Here is a 19,523-nt window from a genome sequence, read left to right as displayed (position 1 = left end):
GCGGACAGATCTCCCGTCGGCGCATGCCGACATTGGTACGTCGTCGGCGAATGCCGACATTGGAACGCCGTCGGCGAACGCCGACATTGGTACGTGGTCGACGAGCGTCGACATTGACACCAGGTCGACGCTCGTCGACATTTTCCCATGCGGACGACCGTCGACACCGCTCGACCGTCCCCGACCGGAGGCGACGACCATGCGCGTCCTGACCCCGAAGGACCTCGGCACGGCGATCGGCCGCCGCCGCCGCGCCCTGGGCCTGAGCCAGCGGGCCCTGGCGGAGAAGGCCGGCGTCAGCCGCGACTGGCTGATCGGCCTGGAGCAGGGCCGGCCACGGGCGGAACTGGGTCTGGTACTGCGGACCCTGGCGGCGCTCGACCTCGCCCTCCGGCTCGACGCCGGGGCCGGGGAGGGGGACTCCGCCCCCGACGGCGCACCGCCCGCAGCCGCGGACATCGACCTGGACGCGGTCCTTGAGCGCGCCCGCCGGAGGACGCCGTGAACGGGCCGCTGAGCGTGCTACTCGCCGGGACGGAGATCGGCGAGCTGTCGTCCCGGAAGGGACGTTGCGTCCTGCGCTACCGGGAGCCGCACGGGGACGACCGGGGGCAACCCGTCGCGGCCCTGTCCCTGTCGCTGCCCCGGGACCGGGAGGAGCATGCGGGCGAGGCCGTCGCCAACTTCCTCTGGGGGCTGCTGCCGGACAACGAGGCGGTGCTCCAGCGCTGGGGCCAGCGGTTCGGCGTCTCCCCGCGCAACGTCCTGGCCCTCCTCGGCCATGTCGGGGAGGACTGCGCCGGTGCCGTCCAGATCGTCCGCCCCGACCGTCTGGCAGCGATCCGCGAGCCCCGGCCCCTGGAGGTGGACTGGCTGGACGAGGCGGACATCGCCGCCCGGCTGCGGGCACTGCGGGCCGATCCCGCCCAGGGGCGCCGGCTCGGCCCGGCGCTGGCGATGGGCGGCAACCGTGTGCAGGACCGGATCGCCGCGCTGCTGGACCGCGTCCCGCCGGCGCTGGAGGAGACGGCCGACAAGATGGCCGACCAGCGCCTCACCCATTCCGTTCTGGACCGCCTGCGAACCACCCTGCCCGACTGGATCGAGGCACGCCGCCGCGCGATGCGGGGGACGTGATCCCGGACCCGTCCGCCCTGTCCGGGACCCGGCACCCTCCGGCCTGACAGAGGGGCGGAGCGCGAGACCTCACTGCACATCCTGGAGCCATCATGACCGAGCACATCCCCGTGCCCGCGGTGAGCCCGCGCGTCCAGTACCGGGCGGACGGGCAGACCACCCGCTTCGTCTTCGCCTTCCCGATCTTCGCCGCCGGCGACCTGAAGGTCTTCCTGGACGCGGCCCCGCAGGACCAGGGCTATGCCGTGGCCGGGATCGGGGCCGCGGGCGGCGGGGCGGTGACCTTCGCGGTGCCGCCCGCCGACGGCGTGCTGGTGACGCTGGAGCGCCGGCTGGCGGTGGAGCGGCTGACCGACTTCCAGGAGAGCGGGCCGCTGGCCGCGCGCAGCCTGAACGAACAGTTCGACCGGCTGACGGCGCAGATCCAGCAGCTTGCCGCCGACCAGGAGCGCATGCTGCGCTATGCCGGCACCGACCTGCCGGCGGGCGCCCTGCTGCCCGACCGCCGGGTCCGCGCCGGCCGCGTCCTGGGCTTCGACGCCGAGGGCAACCCGGTGGCGCTGGACCCGGCCGGGCTGCCGGCGCCGCTGCCCGCCACCGTGCAGGCCGGGGCCGGCGCCGTCGCCCGCAGCCTGCCCGACAAGCTGCGCGACAGCGTCTCGGCCAAGGACTACGGCGCCGTGGGCGACGGCATCGCGGACGACACCGCGGCCATCCGGGCCGCGCTGGCGGCGCACCGGGCCGTCCACCTGCCGGCCGGGGCCTACCGCATCTCCGGCACCCTGACGCTGCGCTACGGCCAGACCCTGTCCGGCGTCGGCGAGGGATCGGTGATCCAGGCGCGGGCCGAACCGTTCGACGCCGCCGCCGTGCCCGGCTACGACAGCCCCTTCAACACCGTGGAGATCGTGGAGGGCTACGCGGCCCTGCGCGACCTGCGCATCGTCGGCGGCGCCACGGGGATCAAGCTCTACGGCCGCGACGGGCCGTGCGTGAAGAACGTGGTGGAGAACGTCTCCGTCTGGGACACGCTGATCGGCCTCGTGCTGGACGGCCATGCCGATGCCGACCGGCCCTGCTACTGGAACCACGTCGCCCGCGTGCTCTGCGCCCGGCAGCAGCTCCACGGCGTGCTGCTGACGGTGGAGAGCACGGGCGACACGCCCAACGCCAACAAGTTCCACGACGTGCGGGTCTATTCCCTGGGCGCGCCGATCCAGGGCTGCGGCTTCTTCCTGTCGGCGGCGCGCTTCAACAACAGCTTCGTGGACTGCGAGGCGAACCTGCACCCGTCGGGGGAGGCGTGCTTCCGCCTGGGGGCCGCCACGGACCAGACCCTGATCGTGAACTTCTACGCCGAGAGCCTGGGGGCGCTGCCCGGCGTCCGGATCGACAACGGCAGCCGCGACACCAGCATCGTCAACCTGTTCAGCGCCACCGCCGGGCAGCCGATCTGGGACCCGGCGGAGACCCGCGCCTTCACCGCCGTGAATGCCGGCCATCCCACGCGCAACTTCCTGAAGAAGACCTGGATCACCGACCTGCGGCTGGAGGGGTTGCAGCTCGACACCGACTATGTCGAACCCGCGGCGGGCGGGCTGGTGGAGCCGGACCTGCGGTCCACCACCTACCTCGTCTCCGCCTTCGGCGGGCCGGTGGAGTTCCGCCTGCCCGCGGCCGACCCGGCGAACGGCCGCGTCGTCACCGTGAAGAAGACCGACGCCAGCCCCAACCCCGTCCGCATCACCGAGGATGGCGGCCCCGGCCCCGACAACCGGGAGGTCGTGCTGGCCAACCGCTACGACGTCGCCACCCTGGTCTCCAACGGCGCCACCTGGTGGCTGACCGGCTCCAACCTGCTGCCGGAGAACGCCTGGTTCCATGACGGACCCGGTCTCTACCGGCCCGACACGACACGCCGGCTGCATCTGGTCGGCACGGCCGGCGGGGCGGTGGAGGTGCGCCTGCCCGCCCCCGGCGATCCCCAGGCCGCCGGCCGCTGGCTGACGGTGAAGAAGTCCGACGACGGCACCGCCCCCGTCACCGTCACGACGGATGGCGGCGGCGGGCCGGAGGGGCGGTCCTGGCTGCTGGGCCGGCGCTACGACCATGTCACCGTCTTCAGCAACGGGGCGGAATGGCTGGTCACCGGCACCGCCCGGCCGCGCGCCGCCGTGCGCTTCCACGAGGCGGCGGGGCTGCTGGAGGCCGACCTCGGTGCGGACATCTACCTGGTCAGCGCCTTCGCCGGCCCGGTGGAGGTGCGCCTGCCCGCCCCGGCCGCCGCCCATGCCGGCGCCGTCGTCTCCGTCAAGAAGACCGATCCCGGCCCCAACCCCGTCAGCGTCACCGCCGCCGGGGACGGTTCCGCCGGGGACGGTTCCGGCGGGAGCGGACCCGACGGGGCGGCACAGACGCTGGCCGCGCAGCACGCGGCGCTGACGGCCGTCTGCAACGGCGCCGCCTGGCACCTGCTGTCCCGCCATTCCGCCTGATCCGACCGGAGCCCCGCCATGCGCGACCGTCCGACGCCCGATCTCCCGCCGCCCGGCCTGCTGCCGGCGGCCCTGGCCCGGCTGCTGCCGGTGGGCTGCCGGCATGTTGCCGCCTTCATCGAGGCCGGACCGGCCGCGGACGCGGACGACGGGATGCCCGACGCCCGCGCCTTCAAGGACTGGTGCGCCGCCGGCAAGGCCGGGGTGGCGCTGCTGGACGCGCTGGTGCGGCTGTCGCAGCGCGTCGCCCCGGAGACCGTCCCCCTTCCGGATTCCCCATCACCGGACGGCCCATCACCGGATGGCCCGCCGGAAGACCCGCCGCCGGACACCCCCGCTGCCCCCCCGGCGCCGGCGGCGGGCGGCCCGGAGCAGCCCGGCGGGCTGGCCGGGCTGATGGCCGACTCCCGCGCCGAGGTCGCCGCCTGGCGCGCCCGCCGCGCCGGCCCCCTGCCCGCCGACCCCGCAGAGCCCGCTGAGCCCGCGCCCACCGCTCCCGCCCCGGATCCGGCCGGGCCGGACCCGCCCGACACGAGCTGACCCGCAGGAGAGCCATGCCGCCCGTCCGCTTCACCGAGTTCCTCGCGCTCTGGAACCATCTCCAGGGCCGCGGCACCCCCGACCTGCATCTGGAGATGGCCGACTGGCTGGAGGACGCTCTGGCCCGCGGCCGGCGCGAGCTGCTGCTGCTGGCCTTCCGCGACAGCGGCAAGTCCAGCATCGTCGGGCTCTACTGCGCCTGGCGGCTGGCCCGCGATCCCGACTGCCGCATCCTGGTGCTGGCCGCGGACCTGACCCTGGCGAAGAAGATGGTCCGCACCGTGAAGCGGGTGGTGGAGCGCCATCCGCTCTGCGCCGGGCTGAAGCCGGAGAAGCGGGAGCTGTGGGGGGCGGAGGCGTTCACCCTGCAACGCCCCCTGGTCGGCCGCGACCCCTCCATGGCGGCGCAGGGGGTGGGCGGCAACTTCACCGGCAGCCACGCCGACCTTGTCGTCTGCGACGACGTGGAGGTGCCGAACACCTGCGACACCGCCCCGAAGCGGGAGGAGCTGCGCACCCGGCTGCGGGAGATCGCCTCCGTCCTGGCGCCGGGCGGGACCTCGCTCTACATCGGCACGCCGCACACCTGGTACTCGATCTACGCCCGCGAGCCGCGGCCCGAGCTGGGCGAGCGGGAGCCGTTCCTGGCCGGTTACGCCCGGCTGGAGCTGCCGGTCTACCGCGAGGGGCCGGACGGCGCCCGCCTGCATCTCTGGCCCGAGCGGTTCGGGCCGGAGGTGGTGGAGCGCATCCGCCGCCGCGCCGGCCCGGCCAAGTTCCTCTCGCAGATGCTGCTGACGCCGCGGCCCGCCACCGCCGGCCGGCTCGACCCCGACCGGCTGCGACCCTACGCGGCCGAGCCCGACATCCGCAGCGTGCAGGGCCGCCCGGTGCTGACCCTGGAGGGCCGGCGGCTGCTGACCGCGCGGGCCTGGTGGGACCCCGCCCTGGGCCGCCCCGCCGCCGGCGGGGAGAGCGGGGCCGGCGGGGGCGGAGAGGGCGGTGGCGGGCGCGGCGACGGCAGCGTCGTCGCCGTCGTCTTCGGCGATGCCGACGGCCGCGCCTACCTGCACCGGGTCCTCTATGTCCGCGCCGCGGAGGGGACGGAACCGGCGCAGGACCAGTGCCGGCAGGTGGCAGACCTGGTGGAGGCGCTCCAGCTCGCCACCCTGCATCTGGAGACGAACGGCATCGGCGGCTTCCTGCCGGGGCTGCTGCGCCAGACCCTGGCCCGGCGCCGGCTCGCCTGCGCCGTGCTGGAGGAGACCAGCCGCCGGCCCAAGGCCCTGCGCATCCTGGAGGCGTTCGACGCCCGCCTCGCCGCCGGCATGCTCGCGGCCCACCGCTCCGTCTGGGAGACGCCCTTCGTGCGGGAGATGCGCGACTGGCGCCCGGACGGGCGCGGCGGCCACGACGACGGGCTGGACGCCGCGGCCGGCGCGCTTCTCGCCAGCCCGGCCCGGCTGCCCCGCCTGCCGCCGCCGCCGCGCGCCCCCGGCTGGGGCGGCGGCACCGAACCCTTCCTGGCCGACACCGATTTCGACCCCTGATCCGGAGACGCACGACCATGACCGACACCACGGGCCTGGACCTGGCCTGGTGGATCACCGCCATCGACCTGCCCGCGCTGGGCGGGCTGTTCTGGCTGATCCTGAAGGTCCGCAAGGATGCCGACGCCGCCCTGGAGCGCGCCCGCGCCGGCATCGACGCCACCTCGGTGCAGATGCGCGAGGCGCTCGCCGCCTACAAGCTGGAGGTGGCGAAAACCTACGCCTCCCTGGGCACGCTGCGGGAGGTGGAGCAGCGCCTGACCGACCACCTGCTGCGCATCGAGGCGAAGCTGGACGGCGCCCGTGCGGCCGCCACCCGCGGGACCGCCGCCCGCGGGACCGGGGGTGCGGCATGACCGGCCCCTCGGAGATCACGGGTGCCGGCACCCCCGCCGGCGCCCCTGCCCGGCCCCGTCTCATGCCCGAACCGCCCGATCCGCCGCCCGGCGGCGACGCGGTGGACGTGCTGGCCCGCACCCTCTGGGGGGAGGCGCGCGGCGAGTCCGTGCGCGGGATGGAGGCGGTGGCCGCCGTGGTGATGAACCGCGTCGCCGCCGCCCGCGCCGGCCGCGTGCGCTGGTGGGGCCGCACGGTGGCGGAGGTCTGCCGCGCCCCCTGGCAGTTCTCCTGCTGGAACGAGGGCGACCCGAACCGGCCCCGGCTGCTGGCCGTCACGGCCGCGGACCCGGCCTTCGCCGCCGCCCTGCGCATCGCCCGCCGCGCCGTGGCCGGCACGCTGGGCGACCCCACCGGCGGCGCCACCCACTACCACCACGGCGGCATCACGCCGTCCTGGGCGGCCGGCCGGGCGCCGTGTGCGGAGATCGGCCGCCACCTCTTCTACCGCGACATCGGCTGACGCGGGCCTGACCCGCGCCCCCGATCCCACTCCCCTGCACACCCCCCCTGCCCCCGACGGAGTCCGCCCATGATCCCCGCCCTTCTTGCGAAACTCGGCCTGCCCCTGCTCGTCCAGGCGGCGGGCCAGGGCCTTGCCCGCATCGACCACCCCGCGGCCCGGGCCGCCGCCGAGGCGCTGACCGAGGTCGGCACCTCGATCGGCGCCGGGGCCATCACGCCCGAGCAGGTGGCCGAGGCCAACCGCCATGTCGAGCGGATGGCCGAGCTGGAATCGGACGAGGCCCGCACCACCCTGCGCGAGGTCAACGCCAGCCTGCGCGCCGAGGCCGCCTCGCAGGACGCCTATGTCCGCCGCATGCGCCCGACCTTCGGCTACATCATGGCCGTGACCTGGGGGGCGCAGATGGGGTCCGTCGCCTGGATCACCATCGCCGATCCCCCCGCCGCCGCGGGCGCCGTCGCCGCGCTGGCCAGCCTCACCACCATCTGGTCGGTCGGCCTCGGCGTGCTCGGCATCTATGTCTACAAGCGCTCGGAGGAGAAGAAGCCGCGCTAGCGCGCCCCGCGGGCGCCCTGCGGCCGCTGCTTCAGAGCCCCAGGGCGTTCCGCAGCAGCGCGTTGGCGCGCGTCTGCCAGCCCGGCCCGTCCTGCCGCAGCCGCTCCACCACGTCCGCGTCGAGGCGGAGGCTGGTGGCGACCTTGGGCCGGGCCTGGGCGGGCGGGCGGCCCCGCCGGGCCTGGGCGAACTTCCGCTGCCACTCCGGGGCGGACAGGTCCGGCGCGTCGTCCGGGTCGAATTTGTTCTGCATGAGTTTTGATTTGCGGAAGTTGGTGCGATTTAGCGCGGCTGGGTTGAATGGTCCGGTATGTGGAAAATGGGGAAAACCAAGCGAGACGATGTCTGTGACGAAAAATATACCATTGATTTCAAATGGTTACGTTTTTCCTTGACGAAGACAAGATCAGTGCATATCTGTACGGATAGATCCAGGGGACGCGGTAAAACCTCGTGAAGAGTGCGGCTTAGGCCAACTGCTAACCGTAGCACCGTTCATTAGAATTTTGGGCACGAACGGGAGCAGATTGGGGGTGCGAGCAGGCCCCTCCCTGGAAGCTAAGAAAAAGGCGCCTTGCCCAAGGCGCCTTTTTCATTTCAGCTCAGGCAGCAATCTTTGTGCATTTCCGCTTTATGGCCTTGATGTCGGATGTGCGCGCCTTATGAAAGCTAGTTACGTATATCTCGTTGGTACATCTCGTCACCTTAAGACACGCCTTATACCAATACCCCGTTGTCAAGGTGGCATCATACACTATTGTTATACCTCGATTGTCCGCAAAAAACTCTCCATTTTCAATGACGCAAGCCAAGTGTTCATAGTGCTCTAGAAGCAAATCGGGATGACGCAGCGCCTGCTTTCTTAAAGTGTATTCCGAAATCCAGACGGCCGCTGTTCCCGCCTTCATCACAGAGCGCACGGCCTCCGAAACCCGGCAAACCCTGGCCGGTCGGTTGTCGTTTGTCGTCAGCAGCCTTATAACTTCACGAACGTCCACGGAAGGCGACCCGTTGCGAAACGGCTGCTAGGATAAATCGGAATCCAGGCAATTTGGACTCAATTTTGTCCGCCACCTGGCCGTGAAATCTGCCGACACCTCGGCTTGTCTCCATCGGATATTGCCCCCGCGGCGTCGCCCGCCCCCTCCCCCACCCTCTCGCGCACCCCCTTGCATCCGGCGCCGGCCGCGCCAGAGAGGGGGTCGTCAAACCCGGGGGTGCCGGGGAGATCCGCCCCCGGCTGAGATCACACCCGTCGAACCTGATCCGGGTCATGCCGGCGAAGGGAGGTCACCATCAGCACCGTCATGAGCACCATCCTGTCCGCCGCGCCCGCAGCCGGCGCGCGTCCGTCCGTCGCCGTCATCGGCGGCGGCATCATCGGCCTTGCCATCGGCTGGCGCCTCGCCGCCGCCGGCTGCCGCGTGGACATCTTCGAGAAGGGCCGGGCCGGCCAGGGGGCGAGCCATGCCGCCGCCGGCATGCTGGCCGCCGGCGCCGAGGCCGAGCCGGGCGAGCAGCGCCTGCTGCCGCTCTGCCTGGAGAGCCGCAGCCGCTGGCGCGGTTTCGCCGCCGAGCTGGAGGCGGCCAGCGGCCAGCCGGTCGGGCTGCGCGACGAGGGCACGCTGATCGTCGCGCTGACCCGCGACGATGTCGAGGTGATGCGCGTCAACCACCAGTTCCAGCGCGGCCTGGGCATCGAGAGCCACTGGCTGACCGGGGCGCAGGTGAAGGAGCTTGAGCCCTTCCTGACGCCGCGCGCCGTCGCCGGCGTGCTGAGCCCGCTGGACAACCAGGTGGACAACCGCAGGGCCACCGCCGCCCTGCGCGTCGCCTTCGAGCGCGCCGGCGGCCGCCTGCACGAGGACAGCCCGGTCGAGGCGGTGGACGCCGAGGCCGGCCGCGTGCGCGGCGTGGTCGTCGGCGGCCGGGCGCACACGGCCGACATCGTGGTGCTGGCGGCCGGCGCCTGGTCGCGCCAGATCGCCGGGCTGCCGGCGGCGGCGGTGCCGCCGGTGCGTCCGGTGAAGGGCCAGCTCCTCTCCGTCGCCATGGACCCGGCGGCACCGCTGCTGCGGCACGTCCTCTGGGCACCCAAGTGCTACATGGTCCCGCGCGCCGACGGCACCCTGATCATCGGCGGCACGACCGAGGAGAAGGGCTGGGACGACAGCCTCACGGCCGGCGGCGTGCTGGCCATGCTGGAGGGGGCGTGGCGCACCCTGCCCGGCATCGAGGAGCTGCGGATCTCCGAGATGTGGACCGGCTTCCGCCCCGGCAGCCGCGACGACGCGCCCCTTCTGGGCCCGGTCGCGGGCGTGGACGGGCTGGTGCTGGCGACCGGGCACCATCGCAACGGCATCCTGTTGACGCCGGTGACCGCCGACCTCGTGGCCGGCTTCATCCTCACCGGACGGGTGGACCCGCTGATGCAGCCCTTCGGCCTGGACCGCTTCGCCGCCACCCCTGCGGCCGCCGCTGCCAGCCCGATGCCGGCGGGAGTGCCGGCATGAGCGCCGGCGTGACCACCGTCAACGGCAGGCCGCGGCCGGACGCCGCCGGCCCGCTGCTGGACCTGCTGGCGCGGGAAGGCTTCGACCCCGCCGCCCGCGGCATCGCCGTGGCGGTGAACGGGGCCGTGCTGCCCCGCGGCCGCTGGGCCGAGGCGGCGGTGGCCGAGGGAGACGCGGTCGAGATCGTCCGCATCATGCAGGGCGGCTGAGCCCGCCGCTCTCCCCGCCCGCCCGTTCCCCGCTTCCCGTATCCCGAGCGAGACCCGGATGAGCCAGAACGACCTCCTCACCATCGCCGGCCGGTCCTTCGCCTCCCGCCTGTTCCTCGGCACGGCCGGCTATCCGAACCAGCAGGTGTTCCTGGACAGCCTCGCCGCCTCCGGGGCGGAGGTGCTGACCGTCTCCGTCCGCCGGGCCGACCTCTCGGGCTATGGCGAGGGCCTGCTCGACCTCGTGGCCGGCAAGGTCTGGCTGCTGCCGAACACGGCCGGCTGCGCCACCGTGAAGGACGCGGTGCTGACCGCGCAGCTCGCGCGCGAGGCGCTGGACACGCCCTGGATCAAGCTGGAGCTGATCGGCGACCGCGAGACGCTGTACCCCGACGTGGAACAGCTCCTGCGCGCGGCCGACGAGCTGGTGCGCGACGGCTTCGTCGTGCTGCCCTACTGCACCGACGACCCGGTGGTCTGCCGCCGGCTGGCCGATGTCGGCTGTGCCGCGGTGATGCCGCTGGGGGCGCCGATCGGCACCGGGCTGGGCATCCTGAACCCGCTGAACATCGAGACGATCTGCGCCCGCAGCCCCGTCCCGGTGGTGCTGGACGCCGGCATCGGCACGGCCAGCGACGCCGCCCTGGCGATGGAGCTGGGCTGCGACGCCGTGCTGCTGAACACCGCCGTCTCGCGCAGCACGGACCCGGTGATGATGGCCGCCGCCATGCGGGCGGGGGTGGAGGCCGGGCGGCTGGCCCGGCGGGCCGGGCGCATCGCCAAGCGGACACGGGCCGAGCCGTCCAGCCCCGAGCTGGGCCTCGTCAGCTCCTGAGCCGGCCGGCCATGGGGTCCCGGACCATGCGGCCCCGTGCTGGGCGCCCGCCGCCTGACCGCCCCCTCCCGGGCCGCTCCCTGCCTTCCCCGCCGCTGCTGCTGATCACCGACCGCGCCCAGGCGCGGCTGCCGCTGCCCGCCCTGCTGGACGCCGCCTTCGCCGGCGGGCTGCGCTGGGCCAGCCTGCGGGAGAAGGACCTGGACCCGGCCGCCCGGCGCGATCTGCTGGCCGCCCTGCTGCCCGTCGCCCGCCGCCACGGGGCGGTGCTGACCGTCCATGCCGACCTGGACGCCGCCCGCCTCTGCGACGGGCTGCACCTGCCGGACGGCCCCCATGCGGACGTGGCCGCGGCCCGCGCGGCGCTGGGGCCGGCGGCCCTGGTCGGCGTCTCCTGCCACGACCGGGCGGGTGTGGCCCGCGCTGCGGCGGCGGGGGCGGACTACGTGACCCTGGGTCCCGTCCGGCTGACCGCCAGCAAGCCCGGCTACGGCCCCGCCCTGGGCTTCGGGCCCGTGCGCGAGGCCGCGGCCCCTGGGCGTTCCGGTGCTGGCGCTGGGCGGGGTGGATGCCGGCTGCGCCGGGGACTGCCGCGCCGCCGGGGCGGCCGGGCTGGCCGTCATGGGCGGGCCGATGCGCGCCGCCGACCCGGCCGCCGAGGCCCGCGCCCTGGTCGCCGCCTGGGCCGCCGCCGCGTCCTGACTTCCCCTCTCCCGTGCCTGCCCGCTGCGCGGACCCCGCCCGCCCCCGCCCTGGACGGGGCGGCGGGGCGGCCGCATCCTGCCGGCTGCGTCGCGCAGAACGACAGCGAACCAACCGGGAGGAGGACCCCATGCCGCTCGATCACGCGGTCGATCCGGAGGCATTCCGGCAGGAGGTGCGGGAGTTCCTGCGCACCGAGCTGCCGCCGGCGCTGGTCGCCGCCTACCGCCGCAGCTCGGCCGTCGTGCCGGACCCGGAGATCGGGCGGGAGTGGCAGCGCATCCTGAACCGCCGCGGCTGGGGCGCGCCGCACTGGCCGGCGGCGTTCGGCGGCACCGACTGGACCCCGGCGCAGCACTACATCTTCGAGACGGAGTGCGCCGACGCCGACACCCCGCCCGTCTCGCCCTTCGGGCCGCGCATGATCGGGCCGGTGCTCATCAGGTTCGGCCGTCCCGACCAGCAGCAGCGTTTCCTGCCCCGCATCCTGGCGGCGGAGGACCAGTGGTGCCAGGGCTATTCGGAACCGGGCGCCGGCTCCGACCTCGCCAGCCTGAAGACCCGCGCCGTGCGCGACGGCGACGACTATGTCGTCACCGGCACCAAGATCTGGACCAGCAGCGCCCATGTCGCGGACTGGATGTTCGCGCTGGTGCGCACCAGCGACCAGGGCAAGCCGCAGGAGGGCATCAGCTTCCTGCTGATCGACATGCGCTCGCCCGGCGTCTCCGTCCGGCCGATCCTGCTGATCGGCGGCGACCACGAGGTCAACCAGGTCTTCCTGGACGAGGTGCGGGTGCCCGTCGCCAACCGCGTGGGCGAGGAGAACCAGGGCTGGACCGTCGCCAAGTACCTGCTGGAGCATGAGCGCGGCGGCGGGCTGGCCGGCGTGCGCTTCCGCCGGGCGGTGCAGCGGCTGCGCCGGCTGGCGGCGGCGGAGGAAGCGGGCGGCGGCCGGCTGACCGACGACCCCGCCTTCCACGCCAGGCTGGTGCAGGCGGAACTGGAGGCGCTGACGCTGGAGGCCATGGAGGCCCGGCTGATGGCGGAGGCCGAGCGGACCGGCCGCATCGGCACCGGCGCCAGCCCGGTCATGGTCAAGCGCGGCGAGGTCCGCCAGCTCGTCACCGAACTGACGGTGGAGGCCGCGGGCCTCTACGCCCTGCCCTGGGGCACGCCGCGCGGCGACACCAACGAGGCGCCGGTCGGCCCCGACTGGGCCGCCCCGGCCGCGGCCGCCTACCTGAACGCCCGCGCCACCACCATCTTCGGCGGCTCCGCCGAGGTGCAGCGGGAGATCATCGCCAAGCAGATCCTGGGCCTGTAGCGCCCTCAGGCGCAGGGGCCTGTAGCGCCCTCAGGCGCAGGGGCCTGTAGCGCCGGCACACGTAGGGGCCGCCAGCGCCGTCGCACCGCTCCCCGCCCCTCCTCCGGGGGTGGCGGGGCGGGCGGCGGGGCGGTAAGGTCGCGGGTCCCGCCCGGCGGCGTCCCGCCCCGGGTTCTCCCGTCCCGCCTCCCACCGCCCCCGACCATGTCCCAGCCCGCCGTCGCCGCCGATCTCGCCGCCCGCATCCGGGCCGGCGAGCGCCGTGCCCTCGCCCGCGCCATCACCCTGGTGGAGAGCACCCGCCCCGACCACCGGGCCGCGGCGGAGGCGCTGCTGGCGGACCTGCTGCCCGATACCGGCCGCTCCACCCGCATCGGCATCACCGGCGTGCCCGGCGTCGGCAAGAGCACCTTCATCGAGGCGTTCGGCCTGCACGTCATCGGCCAGGGGCACAAGGTCGCCGTGCTGGCGATCGACCCGACCAGCCAGCGCACCGGCGGCTCCATCCTGGGCGACAAGACCCGGATGGAGGAGCTGTCGCGCCACCCGGACGCCTTCATCCGGCCCTCGCCCGCCGGCACCACCCTGGGCGGCGTCGCCCGCCGCACGCGCGAGGCCATGCTGCTGGTGGAGGCGGCGGGCTTCGACGTGGTGATCGTGGAGACGGTGGGGGTGGGGCAGTCGGAGACGGCGGTGGCCGACATGGTGGACCTGTTCCTGCTGCTGCTGCCGCCGGCCGGCGGCGACGAGCTGCAGGGCATCAAGAAGGGCATCGTCGAGCTGGCCGACCTGATCGTCGTCAACAAGGCCGACGGCGATCTGCTGGCCGCGGCCCGCCGCGCCGTGGCCGAGTACCGGCACGCGCTCGCCATGCTGCGTCCGGCCAGCCCGCACTGGCGGGTGCCGGTGCTGAGCTGTTCCGCCGCCACCCGCAGCGGCATCCCGGAGGTCTGGGACACGGTGGGGGCCTACCGCGCGGCGCTCGACCCCTCGGGGGCGATCCGGAGACGCCGGGCGGAGCAGGCCCGCGCCTGGATGTGGAGCGAGATCCGCGAGAGCCTGCTGGCTGCCTTCCTGGCGGAGCCCGCCGTCACCGCCGCCCTGCCGGAGCTGGAGGCGGGGGTCGCGGCCGGCCGGGCCACGCCGGGGACGGCGGCACGCAGCCTTCTGGAGAGATTCCGGAGTCGCTGATCCCTTTGCCCTTCCCCGCGGATGGGAAACTGGTCTATGGTTGCAGAGATACCTCAATAGAAAGCGGACGCGCAGCCGGCTACGGGCGCTGTCGCCTTCCTTCGATTAGGGGCTCCAGCATGACCAGGCACCGTATCCTTGCTCTTCTCTTCGCGGGCGCCCTGCTGCCGACCCTGCCGATGGTGGCCCTGGCGCCGCAGGCCAAGGCCCAGCAGAACGCGGCGGCGGTCAATGCGCTGCCGCCGGCCCTGCGCGCCGCCGTGCTGAGCGGCAACGCGCAGCAGGTGCAGCAGGTCATCAACACGCTGTCCGGCGGCAACCCGCAGCGGGCCGCGACGCTGGCGGCCTCCACCATCAGCGCGGCGGAGCAGATGATCGCCACCAACCCGCAGGCGGCCATCCAGGTCGCCGCCGCGGCGGTGGAGACGGTGCGCAACCAGTCGGTGCAGCAGTCGTCGCCGCAGCAGACGGAATCGGTCGTCACCGCGGCCGCCCGCATCTTCGTCTCGCCGGCGGTGCAGCAGGTGGCCCCCGCCGCCGTGGCCCAGGTCGCGGCCGCGACCATGCAGGTCGCCGCCACCACCCGGAATGCGACGCTGACGGCCAGCATCGCGGCGCAGGCCGTGACGGCGGCGGAACGGATCGTCGCCACGAACCCGGCCGCCGCCGCGCAGGTGACCGCCGCCGCCGTGCAGGCGATCAACAGCCCCGCCGTGCAGCAGGCCGCGCCGGCGCAGGCACTCCAGGTCGCCACGGCCGCCGCCCGCGTCGCCGCCCAGCCGTCGGTGCAGCAGGCCGCCCCGCAGACGGTCGCCACCGTCGCCACCAGCGTGGCCCAGATCGTGACCAATCCCGTGGTCTACCAGTCGTCACCGGCCGCGGCCGTGCAGACTCTGGCGAACGCCGTCGCCGCCGTCTCCTCGCAGGCGGTCGCCGCGGTGGCGCCGCAGGCCGCCCAGAGCGTGACCCAGACGGTCAATCAGGCCGCCAGCTCCGCGGCGCTGGCCCAGGCCAATCCGGGCAACGCCGCCCAGCTCAACGCGGTGCTGACCGGGCAGAACCCGCAGCAGGTCGCACAGCAGCAGACGTCGCAGCAGCAGAACCAGACCCCGCCGCAGAACCAGCAGCCGGTGGCTCCGCCGGCGGAGAACCCGAACCAGTCCAGCCCGACCTGAGGGCCGTCGCTCCGGACCCGGAGCATCGGAGAGCGACTGCGGCCGCGGGGGCACCCCCGCGGCCGTTTCCGTTCCGGCGCCCGTCCAGCGCGGCCCCGTCACGGCTCAGCCCCGCCGTCACGGCACGTCCCTTACGGCCCTCACAGCGCGGCGGCGCAGGCCAGGAAGCCGGCCACCAGGGCGGGGTCCTTGTGGCCGGGCCGGTCCTCCACGCCGGAGGAGACGTCCACCGCCGTGGCGCCGGTGGCGCGCACGGCCTCGGCCAGATTGCCGGCGTTCAGGCCACCGGACAGCATCCAGGGCCGGGCCCAGGTGCGGCCGGCCAGCAGCGTCCAGTCGAAGCTCAGCCCGTTGCCGCCCGGCAGCGCCGCCACGCCCTTCGGCGCCTTGGCGTCGAACAGCAGGCGGTCGCAGGCGCCCTCATAGGCGGCGGCGCGGTCCAGGTCGGCGGCCCCGGCCACCTTCACCGCCTTCATCACCTCGATTCCATGGGCGGCGCGCACCGCCGCCACCCGCTCCGGCGTCTCCTCGCCGTGAAGCTGGATCAGGTCCAGCGGCACGCTGCCCAGCACCCGTTCCAGCATCAACGCGTCGGGGTCCACGAACAGGCCCACCACCCGCACCCCGGTCGGCACCTGCCGGGCCAGCTCGGCCGCCAGTTCCGGCGCCACATGCCGGGGCGAGCGCTCGTAGAAGACCAGCCCGACATAGCGCGCACCGCCGGCCACGGCCGCGGCCAGGGCGTCGGGCCGGTTGATGCCGCAGATCTTGACCTGGACCGGCATCAGCCCAGCTCCGCCCCGATGCGCCGCGCCGCCTCGACGGGGTCTGCGGCGGCGGTGATGGGCCGGCCGATCACCAGATGGTCGGCGCCCGCGGCGACCGCCTCGGCCGGGGTCATCACCCGCTTCTGGTCGCCCGCCGCGGCCCAGGCCGGACGGATGCCGGGCACCATCAGGGTGAAGCCGGGGGGAAGCCGCCGGCGCAGCGGCGCCACCTCGGCGGGGGAGCAGACGGCACCGTCGATGCCGGCCTCGGCGGTCAGCTCGGCCAGCCGGGCCACCTGGTCCTCCACCGGGCCGGCCTGCCCGACGGCGGCCAGATCGTCGGCGCCCAGGCTGGTCAGCACGGTGACGGCCAGCAGCTTCGGCCGCGGCACGCCCAGCCGCTCCGCCTCCTCGGCGGCGGCGTCCGCCGCGGCGCGCAGCATGGCGCGGCCGCCGGAGGCATGCACGGTCAGGAAGGCGGGCCGCAGCGGCACGGCCGAGCGCACGGCCCCCGCCACCGTGTTCGGGATGTCGTGGAACTTCAGGTCCAGGAACAGCGGCAGGCCGGCATCCTCGGTCACGGCCCGGATGCCGTCCGGCCCGCAGGCGACGAAGAACTCCAGCCCCAGCTTCAGCCCGCCGACCGAGCCGGCCAGCCGCCCGGCCAACTGCCGCGCCGCCGCCACCCCGGGCGTGTCCAGGGCGACGAAGATGCGGTCGGCACGGGGGGATCGGGTCTCGGGGGTCATGGCGGCGGCTCCAGGCAACGGGTCCCTACAGGGAGGGCCCCTATAGGTAGCGCGCCCGCCCGCCGCCGCCCAGCCGTCAATGCGCCCCGCCGGCGGAAAGGGGGGCGATGCACCCATAGGGCGTTCAGTCCTGTTATTTTTTCGCGTACTATTGCCATCACGCCCGCAGGCACCCCGTCATCATGACGGGTTGGCCGCTTGATTCCCCCAGCCCCCCGACCTATCATCATGACGGGTTCCATGACGCCGGAGCGGGCACGCGCCCAGATACGCTTCCTGGCGGAGGCCGATCGGCTTCTCCTGCTCCGCCATGCGCGGAACCGGGAGCCCGGGGCCGGGAAGTTCCCGCTGACGCGGGAACAGATCCGGCAGTGCCTGCTGCATGGCGTGGTCCGGGAAGGCCCCTCACCGGACATCCGCGAGCCGGAGGGCTGGAAGTTCACGATGCGGCGCCTGCGCGAGGGCGAGCGGCATGAGGTCGCCGGTGTGCTGATCCCCGGACGGAACGTGCTGGTCATCACCGGCTATGGCTGGGACAGGATCGGGCGCCGACCGCGGCGCGGCGCGGGCGGCAAGCGCGGGGAAGGACAGGACAATGACGACGGCGGCTGAGACCGGGACCCGTCACCACTACGTCGAATGCGGGCTGGACTATGTCTGGCTGGAGGGCGGCTTCGTCCGGGAGGAGACCGCCTACGGCCCGGCGGTGATGGTCGAGCACGCCTCGGCCCTGGACCGGGCCATCGCCGAAGCGGTCGTCCGCCACCGCCGCCACCTGACGGGTCAGGAGGTCCGCTTCCTGCGCGGCCTGATGGACCTGACGCAGGAGGGGCTGGCCGCGCTGCTGGGCAAGGATGCCCAGTCGGTCGCCCGCTGGGAACGCGCCCGCACCCGGATTCCGCCGACGGAGGACCGCGCCCTGCGCCAGCTCTTCCTGGAGCATGCCGGCAGCGCCCAGTCCTTCACCGAGACGGCCCGGCGGACCGCCGCGATCCGGGGCGAGGTGGTGACCCTCACGGCCACCGGCGGGGACGGCGGCCCCTGGCGCGTGGCGGCGGAGCACCCCTGACGCCCGGCCGCAGCGCCCGTCCCCTCACCCGCCGGTGTCCGCCCCGTCCTCACCCTGTTCAACGTCGCCGTCATCATCATCGTCATCGTCGGGCCGCCAGCCGCCCAGGGGGTAGCTGCGCAGCTCGTGGTAGATGCTGCCGCCCTTGCCCAGCACGCTCTCGAACAGGACGAAGCGGTCCACCGGGAGCGGCCCCTCGCGGAACAGGCCGTTCTCGGCGATGAAGCGGCCGATCCTGTGGGCGGGCGCCTCGGCCGTCAGGCGCGCCAGGGTGACATGCGGCATGAACCGGCGCTCCTCCGCCGGCTGGCCGGCGCGGACGACGGCGGATTCCACCTTGTCGCGCAGGTGCGCCAGCGCCTCGCTGCGCGCCACCCCGGCCCACAGGGCGCGCGGCCGGCCGCCGCGACCGAACTGGCCCAGCCCCTCCAGCATAAGCGGGAAGGGCGGGGCGGTGACAAGGTCCAGCGCGGCGTCGATGTCCTGCGCCGTGCCCTCGTCCACCTCGCCGATGAAGCGCAGGGTGAGGTGGAAGTTCTCCGGCGGCACCCGGCGCACCCCGGGAAAGCCCGGACCCAGGCGGGCGAGGCGGTCGCGGCTGGCCTCCGGCAGCGGCAGCCCGACGAACAGGCGGATCATCGGCGCCTCCCGGTCAGGGGTGGGGACGGGCGTCAGGGACAGGGGTTCGGGTTGGCGGCGTGGACCCGTCCGATCTCCTCCGACACCTCGGCGGGGAGATCCATCCCGAAGGCGTCCAGGTCCGTCGTCAACTGGTCGATGGAGGTGGCCCCGACGATGGTGGCGGTGACGAAGGGCTGGCGATGGACGAAGGCCAGCGCCATCTGCGCCGGGTCCAGCCCGTGGCGGCGGGCGATGTTGACATAGGCGGCCGTCGCGGCGATGCCGCGCGGATTGTCGTAGCGGGAGCGGCGCGGGTCGATGGCGCGGCGCGAGCCCGGTGGCGGCGCCCCGCCGCAGCCGTTGTCGCCCAGATACTTGCCCGAGAGCGTGCCGGCCGCCATCGGGGAATAGGCCAGCAGCCCCACCTGCTCCCGCCCGGCGATCTCCGACAGCCCGTCCTCGAAGGTGCGGTTCAGCAGGTTGTAGGGGTTCTGGATGCTGACGATGCGGGGGAACCCCGTCCATTCCGCCGCGGCCAGGAAGGTCATGACGCCCCACGGCGTCTCGTTGGAGACGCCGACATGCCGGACCTTGCCGGCGGTCACCAGCCCGGCCAGGGCCTCCAGCGTCTCTTCGATGGGCGTCTCGGCCGGGGCCTCGGGGTCCCCCGCGGCATGGGCGGCGGCGCGGCGGCCGAAGCGGTCGGCCGGCCGGTCCGGCCAGTGGAGCTGGTAGAGGTCGATATGGTCGGTGCGCAGCCGGCGCAGGCTGTCCTCCACCGCCTGCACCAGATTGGCCCGGTCCAGCCGGGCGGTGCCGCCGCGGACCCAGCCGAAGCCGCCCGGCGCCCGGCCGATGGCCTTGGTCGCCAGCACGATGCGGTCGCGCCCGCCGCGGCTGGCGAACCAGTCGCCGATGATGCTCTCGGTGGCACCATAGGTCGCCGCACCGGGCGGGACGGGATACATCTCCGCCGTGTCCCAGAAGGTGACGCCGCGGTCCAGCGCCAGATCCATCTGGGCGAAGGCCTCCTCGCGGGTGTTCTGCACGCCCCAGGTCATGGTGCCCAGGCAGACGGCGGACACGGTCAGATCGGTGCGGCCAAGTCGGCGATAGTCCATGGGGGTCTTCTGTCCGGTGGGATCGGCGGCGGGACGGCGATGGGCAGGGCGCGCCGGCGGCGGCACCTTGAGTTAATGGCGGATCGCGTCCGGCTTTCCAAGCGT

At 74.1% G+C, this 19,523-nt stretch carries 22 protein-coding genes, 1 pseudogene and 1 riboswitch; of the genes and pseudogenes, 18 read left to right on the top strand and 5 right to left on the bottom strand.

Annotated elements, in window-relative coordinates; genetic code table 11:
• Positions 1 to 199: 199 nt before the first annotated feature.
• The 8 genes from RC1_RS14870 to RC1_RS14835 all read left to right on the top strand — a co-directional run bounded on the left by RC1_RS14870 (position 200) and on the right by RC1_RS14835 (position 7,139).
• Positions 200 to 505, top strand: coding sequence for a helix-turn-helix domain-containing protein (locus tag RC1_RS14870; protein ID WP_012568255.1), 306 nt, complete (start codon positions 200 to 202; stop codon positions 503 to 505).
• Entirely contained in the window at positions 502 to 1,137 is a 636-nt protein-coding gene (locus RC1_RS14865; RefSeq protein ID WP_012568254.1) for a HipA N-terminal domain-containing protein, read from the top strand. The genes RC1_RS14870 and RC1_RS14865 overlap by 4 nt, the downstream gene beginning before the upstream one ends.
• A gap of 92 nt (positions 1,138 to 1,229) precedes the next feature.
• Entirely contained in the window at positions 1,230 to 3,632 is a 2,403-nt protein-coding gene (locus RC1_RS14860; RefSeq protein ID WP_012568253.1) for a glycosyl hydrolase family 28-related protein, read from the top strand.
• An 18-nt stretch (positions 3,633 to 3,650) separates the two neighbouring features.
• The gene (locus tag RC1_RS21150) at positions 3,651 to 4,172 is read left to right on the top strand and encodes a hypothetical protein (RefSeq protein WP_012568252.1); all 522 of its coding nucleotides are present in this window, start codon (positions 3,651 to 3,653) and stop codon (positions 4,170 to 4,172) included.
• A 14-nt stretch (positions 4,173 to 4,186) separates the two neighbouring features.
• Positions 4,187 to 5,722: a phage terminase large subunit gene (gene terL, locus RC1_RS14850; RefSeq protein ID WP_012568251.1), complete on the top strand. Its 1,536-nt coding sequence runs from the start codon at positions 4,187 to 4,189 to the stop codon at positions 5,720 to 5,722.
• Positions 5,723 to 5,739: 17 nt separating this feature from the next.
• Positions 5,740 to 6,078 carry a hypothetical protein gene (locus tag RC1_RS14845; protein ID WP_012568250.1) on the top strand — a complete coding sequence of 113 codons (339 nt, stop codon included), beginning with the start codon at positions 5,740 to 5,742 and terminating at the stop codon, positions 6,076 to 6,078.
• Entirely contained in the window at positions 6,075 to 6,581 is a 507-nt protein-coding gene (locus tag RC1_RS14840) for a cell wall hydrolase (RefSeq protein WP_012568249.1), read from the top strand. Before RC1_RS14845 ends, RC1_RS14840 begins: the two co-directional genes overlap by 4 nt.
• A gap of 69 nt (positions 6,582 to 6,650) precedes the next feature.
• Positions 6,651 to 7,139, top strand: a complete 489-nt coding sequence (locus RC1_RS14835) for a 3TM-type holin (RefSeq protein ID WP_012568248.1) — start codon at positions 6,651 to 6,653, stop codon at positions 7,137 to 7,139.
• A 31-nt stretch (positions 7,140 to 7,170) separates the two neighbouring features.
• Here the strand turns inward: RC1_RS14835 and RC1_RS14830 are convergent, their stop codons facing one another.
• The gene (locus RC1_RS14830) at positions 7,171 to 7,392 is read right to left on the bottom strand and encodes a BrnA antitoxin family protein (protein WP_012568247.1); all 222 of its coding nucleotides are present in this window, start codon (positions 7,390 to 7,392) and stop codon (positions 7,171 to 7,173) included.
• A gap of 949 nt (positions 7,393 to 8,341) precedes the next feature.
• A riboswitch (TPP riboswitch) is annotated at positions 8,342 to 8,444 on the top strand.
• Between the two features lie 2 nt (positions 8,445 to 8,446).
• On the opposite strand from RC1_RS14830, the gene thiO reads away from it, so the two are divergent.
• The 8 genes and pseudogenes from thiO to RC1_RS20280 all read left to right on the top strand — a co-directional run bounded on the left by thiO (position 8,447) and on the right by RC1_RS20280 (position 15,091).
• Positions 8,447 to 9,652 (top strand): glycine oxidase ThiO, encoded by a 1,206-nt coding sequence (thiO, locus tag RC1_RS14825; RefSeq protein WP_012568246.1) that lies wholly within the window; start codon positions 8,447 to 8,449, stop codon positions 9,650 to 9,652.
• Positions 9,649 to 9,861: a sulfur carrier protein ThiS gene (thiS, locus tag RC1_RS14820; protein ID WP_012568245.1), complete on the top strand. Its 213-nt coding sequence runs from the start codon at positions 9,649 to 9,651 to the stop codon at positions 9,859 to 9,861. Before thiO ends, thiS begins: the two co-directional genes overlap by 4 nt.
• 58 nt (positions 9,862 to 9,919) lie before the next feature.
• The gene (thiG, locus tag RC1_RS14815; protein WP_012568244.1) at positions 9,920 to 10,696 is read left to right on the top strand and encodes a thiazole synthase; all 777 of its coding nucleotides are present in this window, start codon (positions 9,920 to 9,922) and stop codon (positions 10,694 to 10,696) included.
• Positions 10,697 to 10,707: 11 nt separating this feature from the next.
• A pseudogene (locus tag RC1_RS14810) lies at positions 10,708 to 11,166 on the top strand (thiamine phosphate synthase); the annotation flags it as partial.
• Positions 11,167 to 11,242: 76 nt separating this feature from the next.
• Positions 11,243 to 11,398, top strand: coding sequence for a hypothetical protein (locus RC1_RS22250; RefSeq protein ID WP_012568243.1), 156 nt, complete (start codon positions 11,243 to 11,245; stop codon positions 11,396 to 11,398).
• Positions 11,399 to 11,528: 130 nt separating this feature from the next.
• Positions 11,529 to 12,725 (top strand): acyl-CoA dehydrogenase family protein, encoded by a 1,197-nt coding sequence (locus RC1_RS14805; protein WP_012568242.1) that lies wholly within the window; start codon positions 11,529 to 11,531, stop codon positions 12,723 to 12,725.
• A gap of 204 nt (positions 12,726 to 12,929) precedes the next feature.
• Positions 12,930 to 13,916, top strand: coding sequence for a methylmalonyl Co-A mutase-associated GTPase MeaB (gene meaB / locus RC1_RS14800; protein WP_012568241.1), 987 nt, complete (start codon positions 12,930 to 12,932; stop codon positions 13,914 to 13,916).
• 119 nt (positions 13,917 to 14,035) lie between these two features.
• Positions 14,036 to 15,091, top strand: coding sequence for a hypothetical protein (locus tag RC1_RS20280; RefSeq protein WP_012568240.1), 1,056 nt, complete (start codon positions 14,036 to 14,038; stop codon positions 15,089 to 15,091).
• 140 nt (positions 15,092 to 15,231) lie between these two features.
• Here RC1_RS20280 and RC1_RS14790 read toward each other — a convergent pair whose 3' ends face one another.
• Together RC1_RS14790 and pyrF are read right to left on the bottom strand one after the other, a co-directional pair.
• Positions 15,232 to 15,876: a phosphoribosylanthranilate isomerase gene (locus tag RC1_RS14790; protein WP_012568239.1), complete on the bottom strand. Its 645-nt coding sequence runs from the start codon at positions 15,874 to 15,876 to the stop codon at positions 15,232 to 15,234.
• A complete protein-coding gene (gene pyrF, locus RC1_RS14785; protein ID WP_012568238.1) occupies positions 15,876 to 16,607 on the bottom strand; it encodes an orotidine-5'-phosphate decarboxylase in 732 nt (243 codons plus the stop codon). The genes RC1_RS14790 and pyrF overlap by 1 nt, the downstream gene beginning before the upstream one ends.
• Before the next feature lie 228 nt (positions 16,608 to 16,835).
• Here pyrF and RC1_RS14780 point away from each other — a divergent pair, with 228 nt between their 5' ends.
• Positions 16,836 to 17,219 carry a hypothetical protein gene (locus tag RC1_RS14780; RefSeq protein ID WP_148213472.1) on the top strand — a complete coding sequence of 128 codons (384 nt, stop codon included), beginning with the start codon at positions 16,836 to 16,838 and terminating at the stop codon, positions 17,217 to 17,219.
• Positions 17,203 to 17,676: a helix-turn-helix domain-containing protein gene (locus tag RC1_RS14775; RefSeq protein ID WP_012568236.1), complete on the top strand. Its 474-nt coding sequence runs from the start codon at positions 17,203 to 17,205 to the stop codon at positions 17,674 to 17,676. Before RC1_RS14780 ends, RC1_RS14775 begins: the two co-directional genes overlap by 17 nt.
• A gap of 24 nt (positions 17,677 to 17,700) precedes the next feature.
• Here RC1_RS14775 and thpR read toward each other — a convergent pair whose 3' ends face one another.
• Both thpR and RC1_RS14765 read right to left on the bottom strand, forming a co-directional pair.
• Positions 17,701 to 18,315 carry an RNA 2',3'-cyclic phosphodiesterase gene (thpR, locus tag RC1_RS14770; protein WP_012568235.1) on the bottom strand — a complete coding sequence of 205 codons (615 nt, stop codon included), beginning with the start codon at positions 18,313 to 18,315 and terminating at the stop codon, positions 17,701 to 17,703.
• Between the two features lie 32 nt (positions 18,316 to 18,347).
• Positions 18,348 to 19,418, bottom strand: a complete 1,071-nt coding sequence (locus RC1_RS14765; RefSeq protein ID WP_012568234.1) for an aldo/keto reductase — start codon at positions 19,416 to 19,418, stop codon at positions 18,348 to 18,350.
• Positions 19,419 to 19,523: the final 105 nt, after the last annotated feature.

The sequence above is a fragment of the Rhodospirillum centenum SW genome, assembly GCF_000016185.1.
GTDB classification, from domain to species: domain Bacteria; phylum Pseudomonadota; class Alphaproteobacteria; order Azospirillales; family Azospirillaceae; genus Rhodocista; species Rhodocista centena.
This window is presented reverse-complemented; position numbering and strand designations above follow the sequence as displayed.

Excerpts from the sequence above, each read along its gene's own strand:
- pyrF (WP_012568238.1), bottom strand. The coding sequence starts at position 16,607 with ATGACCCCCGAGACCCGATCCCCCCGTGCCGACCGCATCTTCGTCGCC.
- thiO (WP_012568246.1), top strand. The coding sequence starts at position 8,447 with ATGAGCACCATCCTGTCCGCCGCGCCCGCAGCCGGCGCGCGTCCGTCC.
- RC1_RS14870 (WP_012568255.1), top strand. The coding sequence starts at position 200 with ATGCGCGTCCTGACCCCGAAGGACCTCGGCACGGCGATCGGCCGCCGC.
- RC1_RS14835 (WP_012568248.1), top strand. The coding sequence starts at position 6,651 with ATGATCCCCGCCCTTCTTGCGAAACTCGGCCTGCCCCTGCTCGTCCAG.
- thiS (WP_012568245.1), top strand. The coding sequence starts at position 9,649 with ATGAGCGCCGGCGTGACCACCGTCAACGGCAGGCCGCGGCCGGACGCC.
- RC1_RS14775 (WP_012568236.1), top strand. The coding sequence starts at position 17,203 with ATGACGACGGCGGCTGAGACCGGGACCCGTCACCACTACGTCGAATGC.
- thpR (WP_012568235.1), bottom strand. The coding sequence starts at position 18,315 with ATGATCCGCCTGTTCGTCGGGCTGCCGCTGCCGGAGGCCAGCCGCGAC.
- RC1_RS14805 (WP_012568242.1), top strand. The coding sequence starts at position 11,529 with ATGCCGCTCGATCACGCGGTCGATCCGGAGGCATTCCGGCAGGAGGTG.
- RC1_RS14830 (WP_012568247.1), bottom strand. The coding sequence starts at position 7,392 with ATGCAGAACAAATTCGACCCGGACGACGCGCCGGACCTGTCCGCCCCG.
- RC1_RS14790 (WP_012568239.1), bottom strand. The coding sequence starts at position 15,876 with ATGCCGGTCCAGGTCAAGATCTGCGGCATCAACCGGCCCGACGCCCTG.
- thiG (WP_012568244.1), top strand. The coding sequence starts at position 9,920 with ATGAGCCAGAACGACCTCCTCACCATCGCCGGCCGGTCCTTCGCCTCC.
- RC1_RS14780 (WP_148213472.1), top strand. The coding sequence starts at position 16,836 with ATGACGGGTTCCATGACGCCGGAGCGGGCACGCGCCCAGATACGCTTC.
- RC1_RS21150 (WP_012568252.1), top strand. The coding sequence starts at position 3,651 with ATGCGCGACCGTCCGACGCCCGATCTCCCGCCGCCCGGCCTGCTGCCG.
- RC1_RS14860 (WP_012568253.1), top strand. The coding sequence starts at position 1,230 with ATGACCGAGCACATCCCCGTGCCCGCGGTGAGCCCGCGCGTCCAGTAC.
- terL (WP_012568251.1), top strand. The coding sequence starts at position 4,187 with ATGCCGCCCGTCCGCTTCACCGAGTTCCTCGCGCTCTGGAACCATCTC.
- RC1_RS20280 (WP_012568240.1), top strand. The coding sequence starts at position 14,036 with ATGACCAGGCACCGTATCCTTGCTCTTCTCTTCGCGGGCGCCCTGCTG.
- meaB (WP_012568241.1), top strand. The coding sequence starts at position 12,930 with ATGTCCCAGCCCGCCGTCGCCGCCGATCTCGCCGCCCGCATCCGGGCC.
- RC1_RS14840 (WP_012568249.1), top strand. The coding sequence starts at position 6,075 with ATGACCGGCCCCTCGGAGATCACGGGTGCCGGCACCCCCGCCGGCGCC.
- RC1_RS14845 (WP_012568250.1), top strand. The coding sequence starts at position 5,740 with ATGACCGACACCACGGGCCTGGACCTGGCCTGGTGGATCACCGCCATC.
- RC1_RS14765 (WP_012568234.1), bottom strand. The coding sequence starts at position 19,418 with ATGGACTATCGCCGACTTGGCCGCACCGATCTGACCGTGTCCGCCGTC.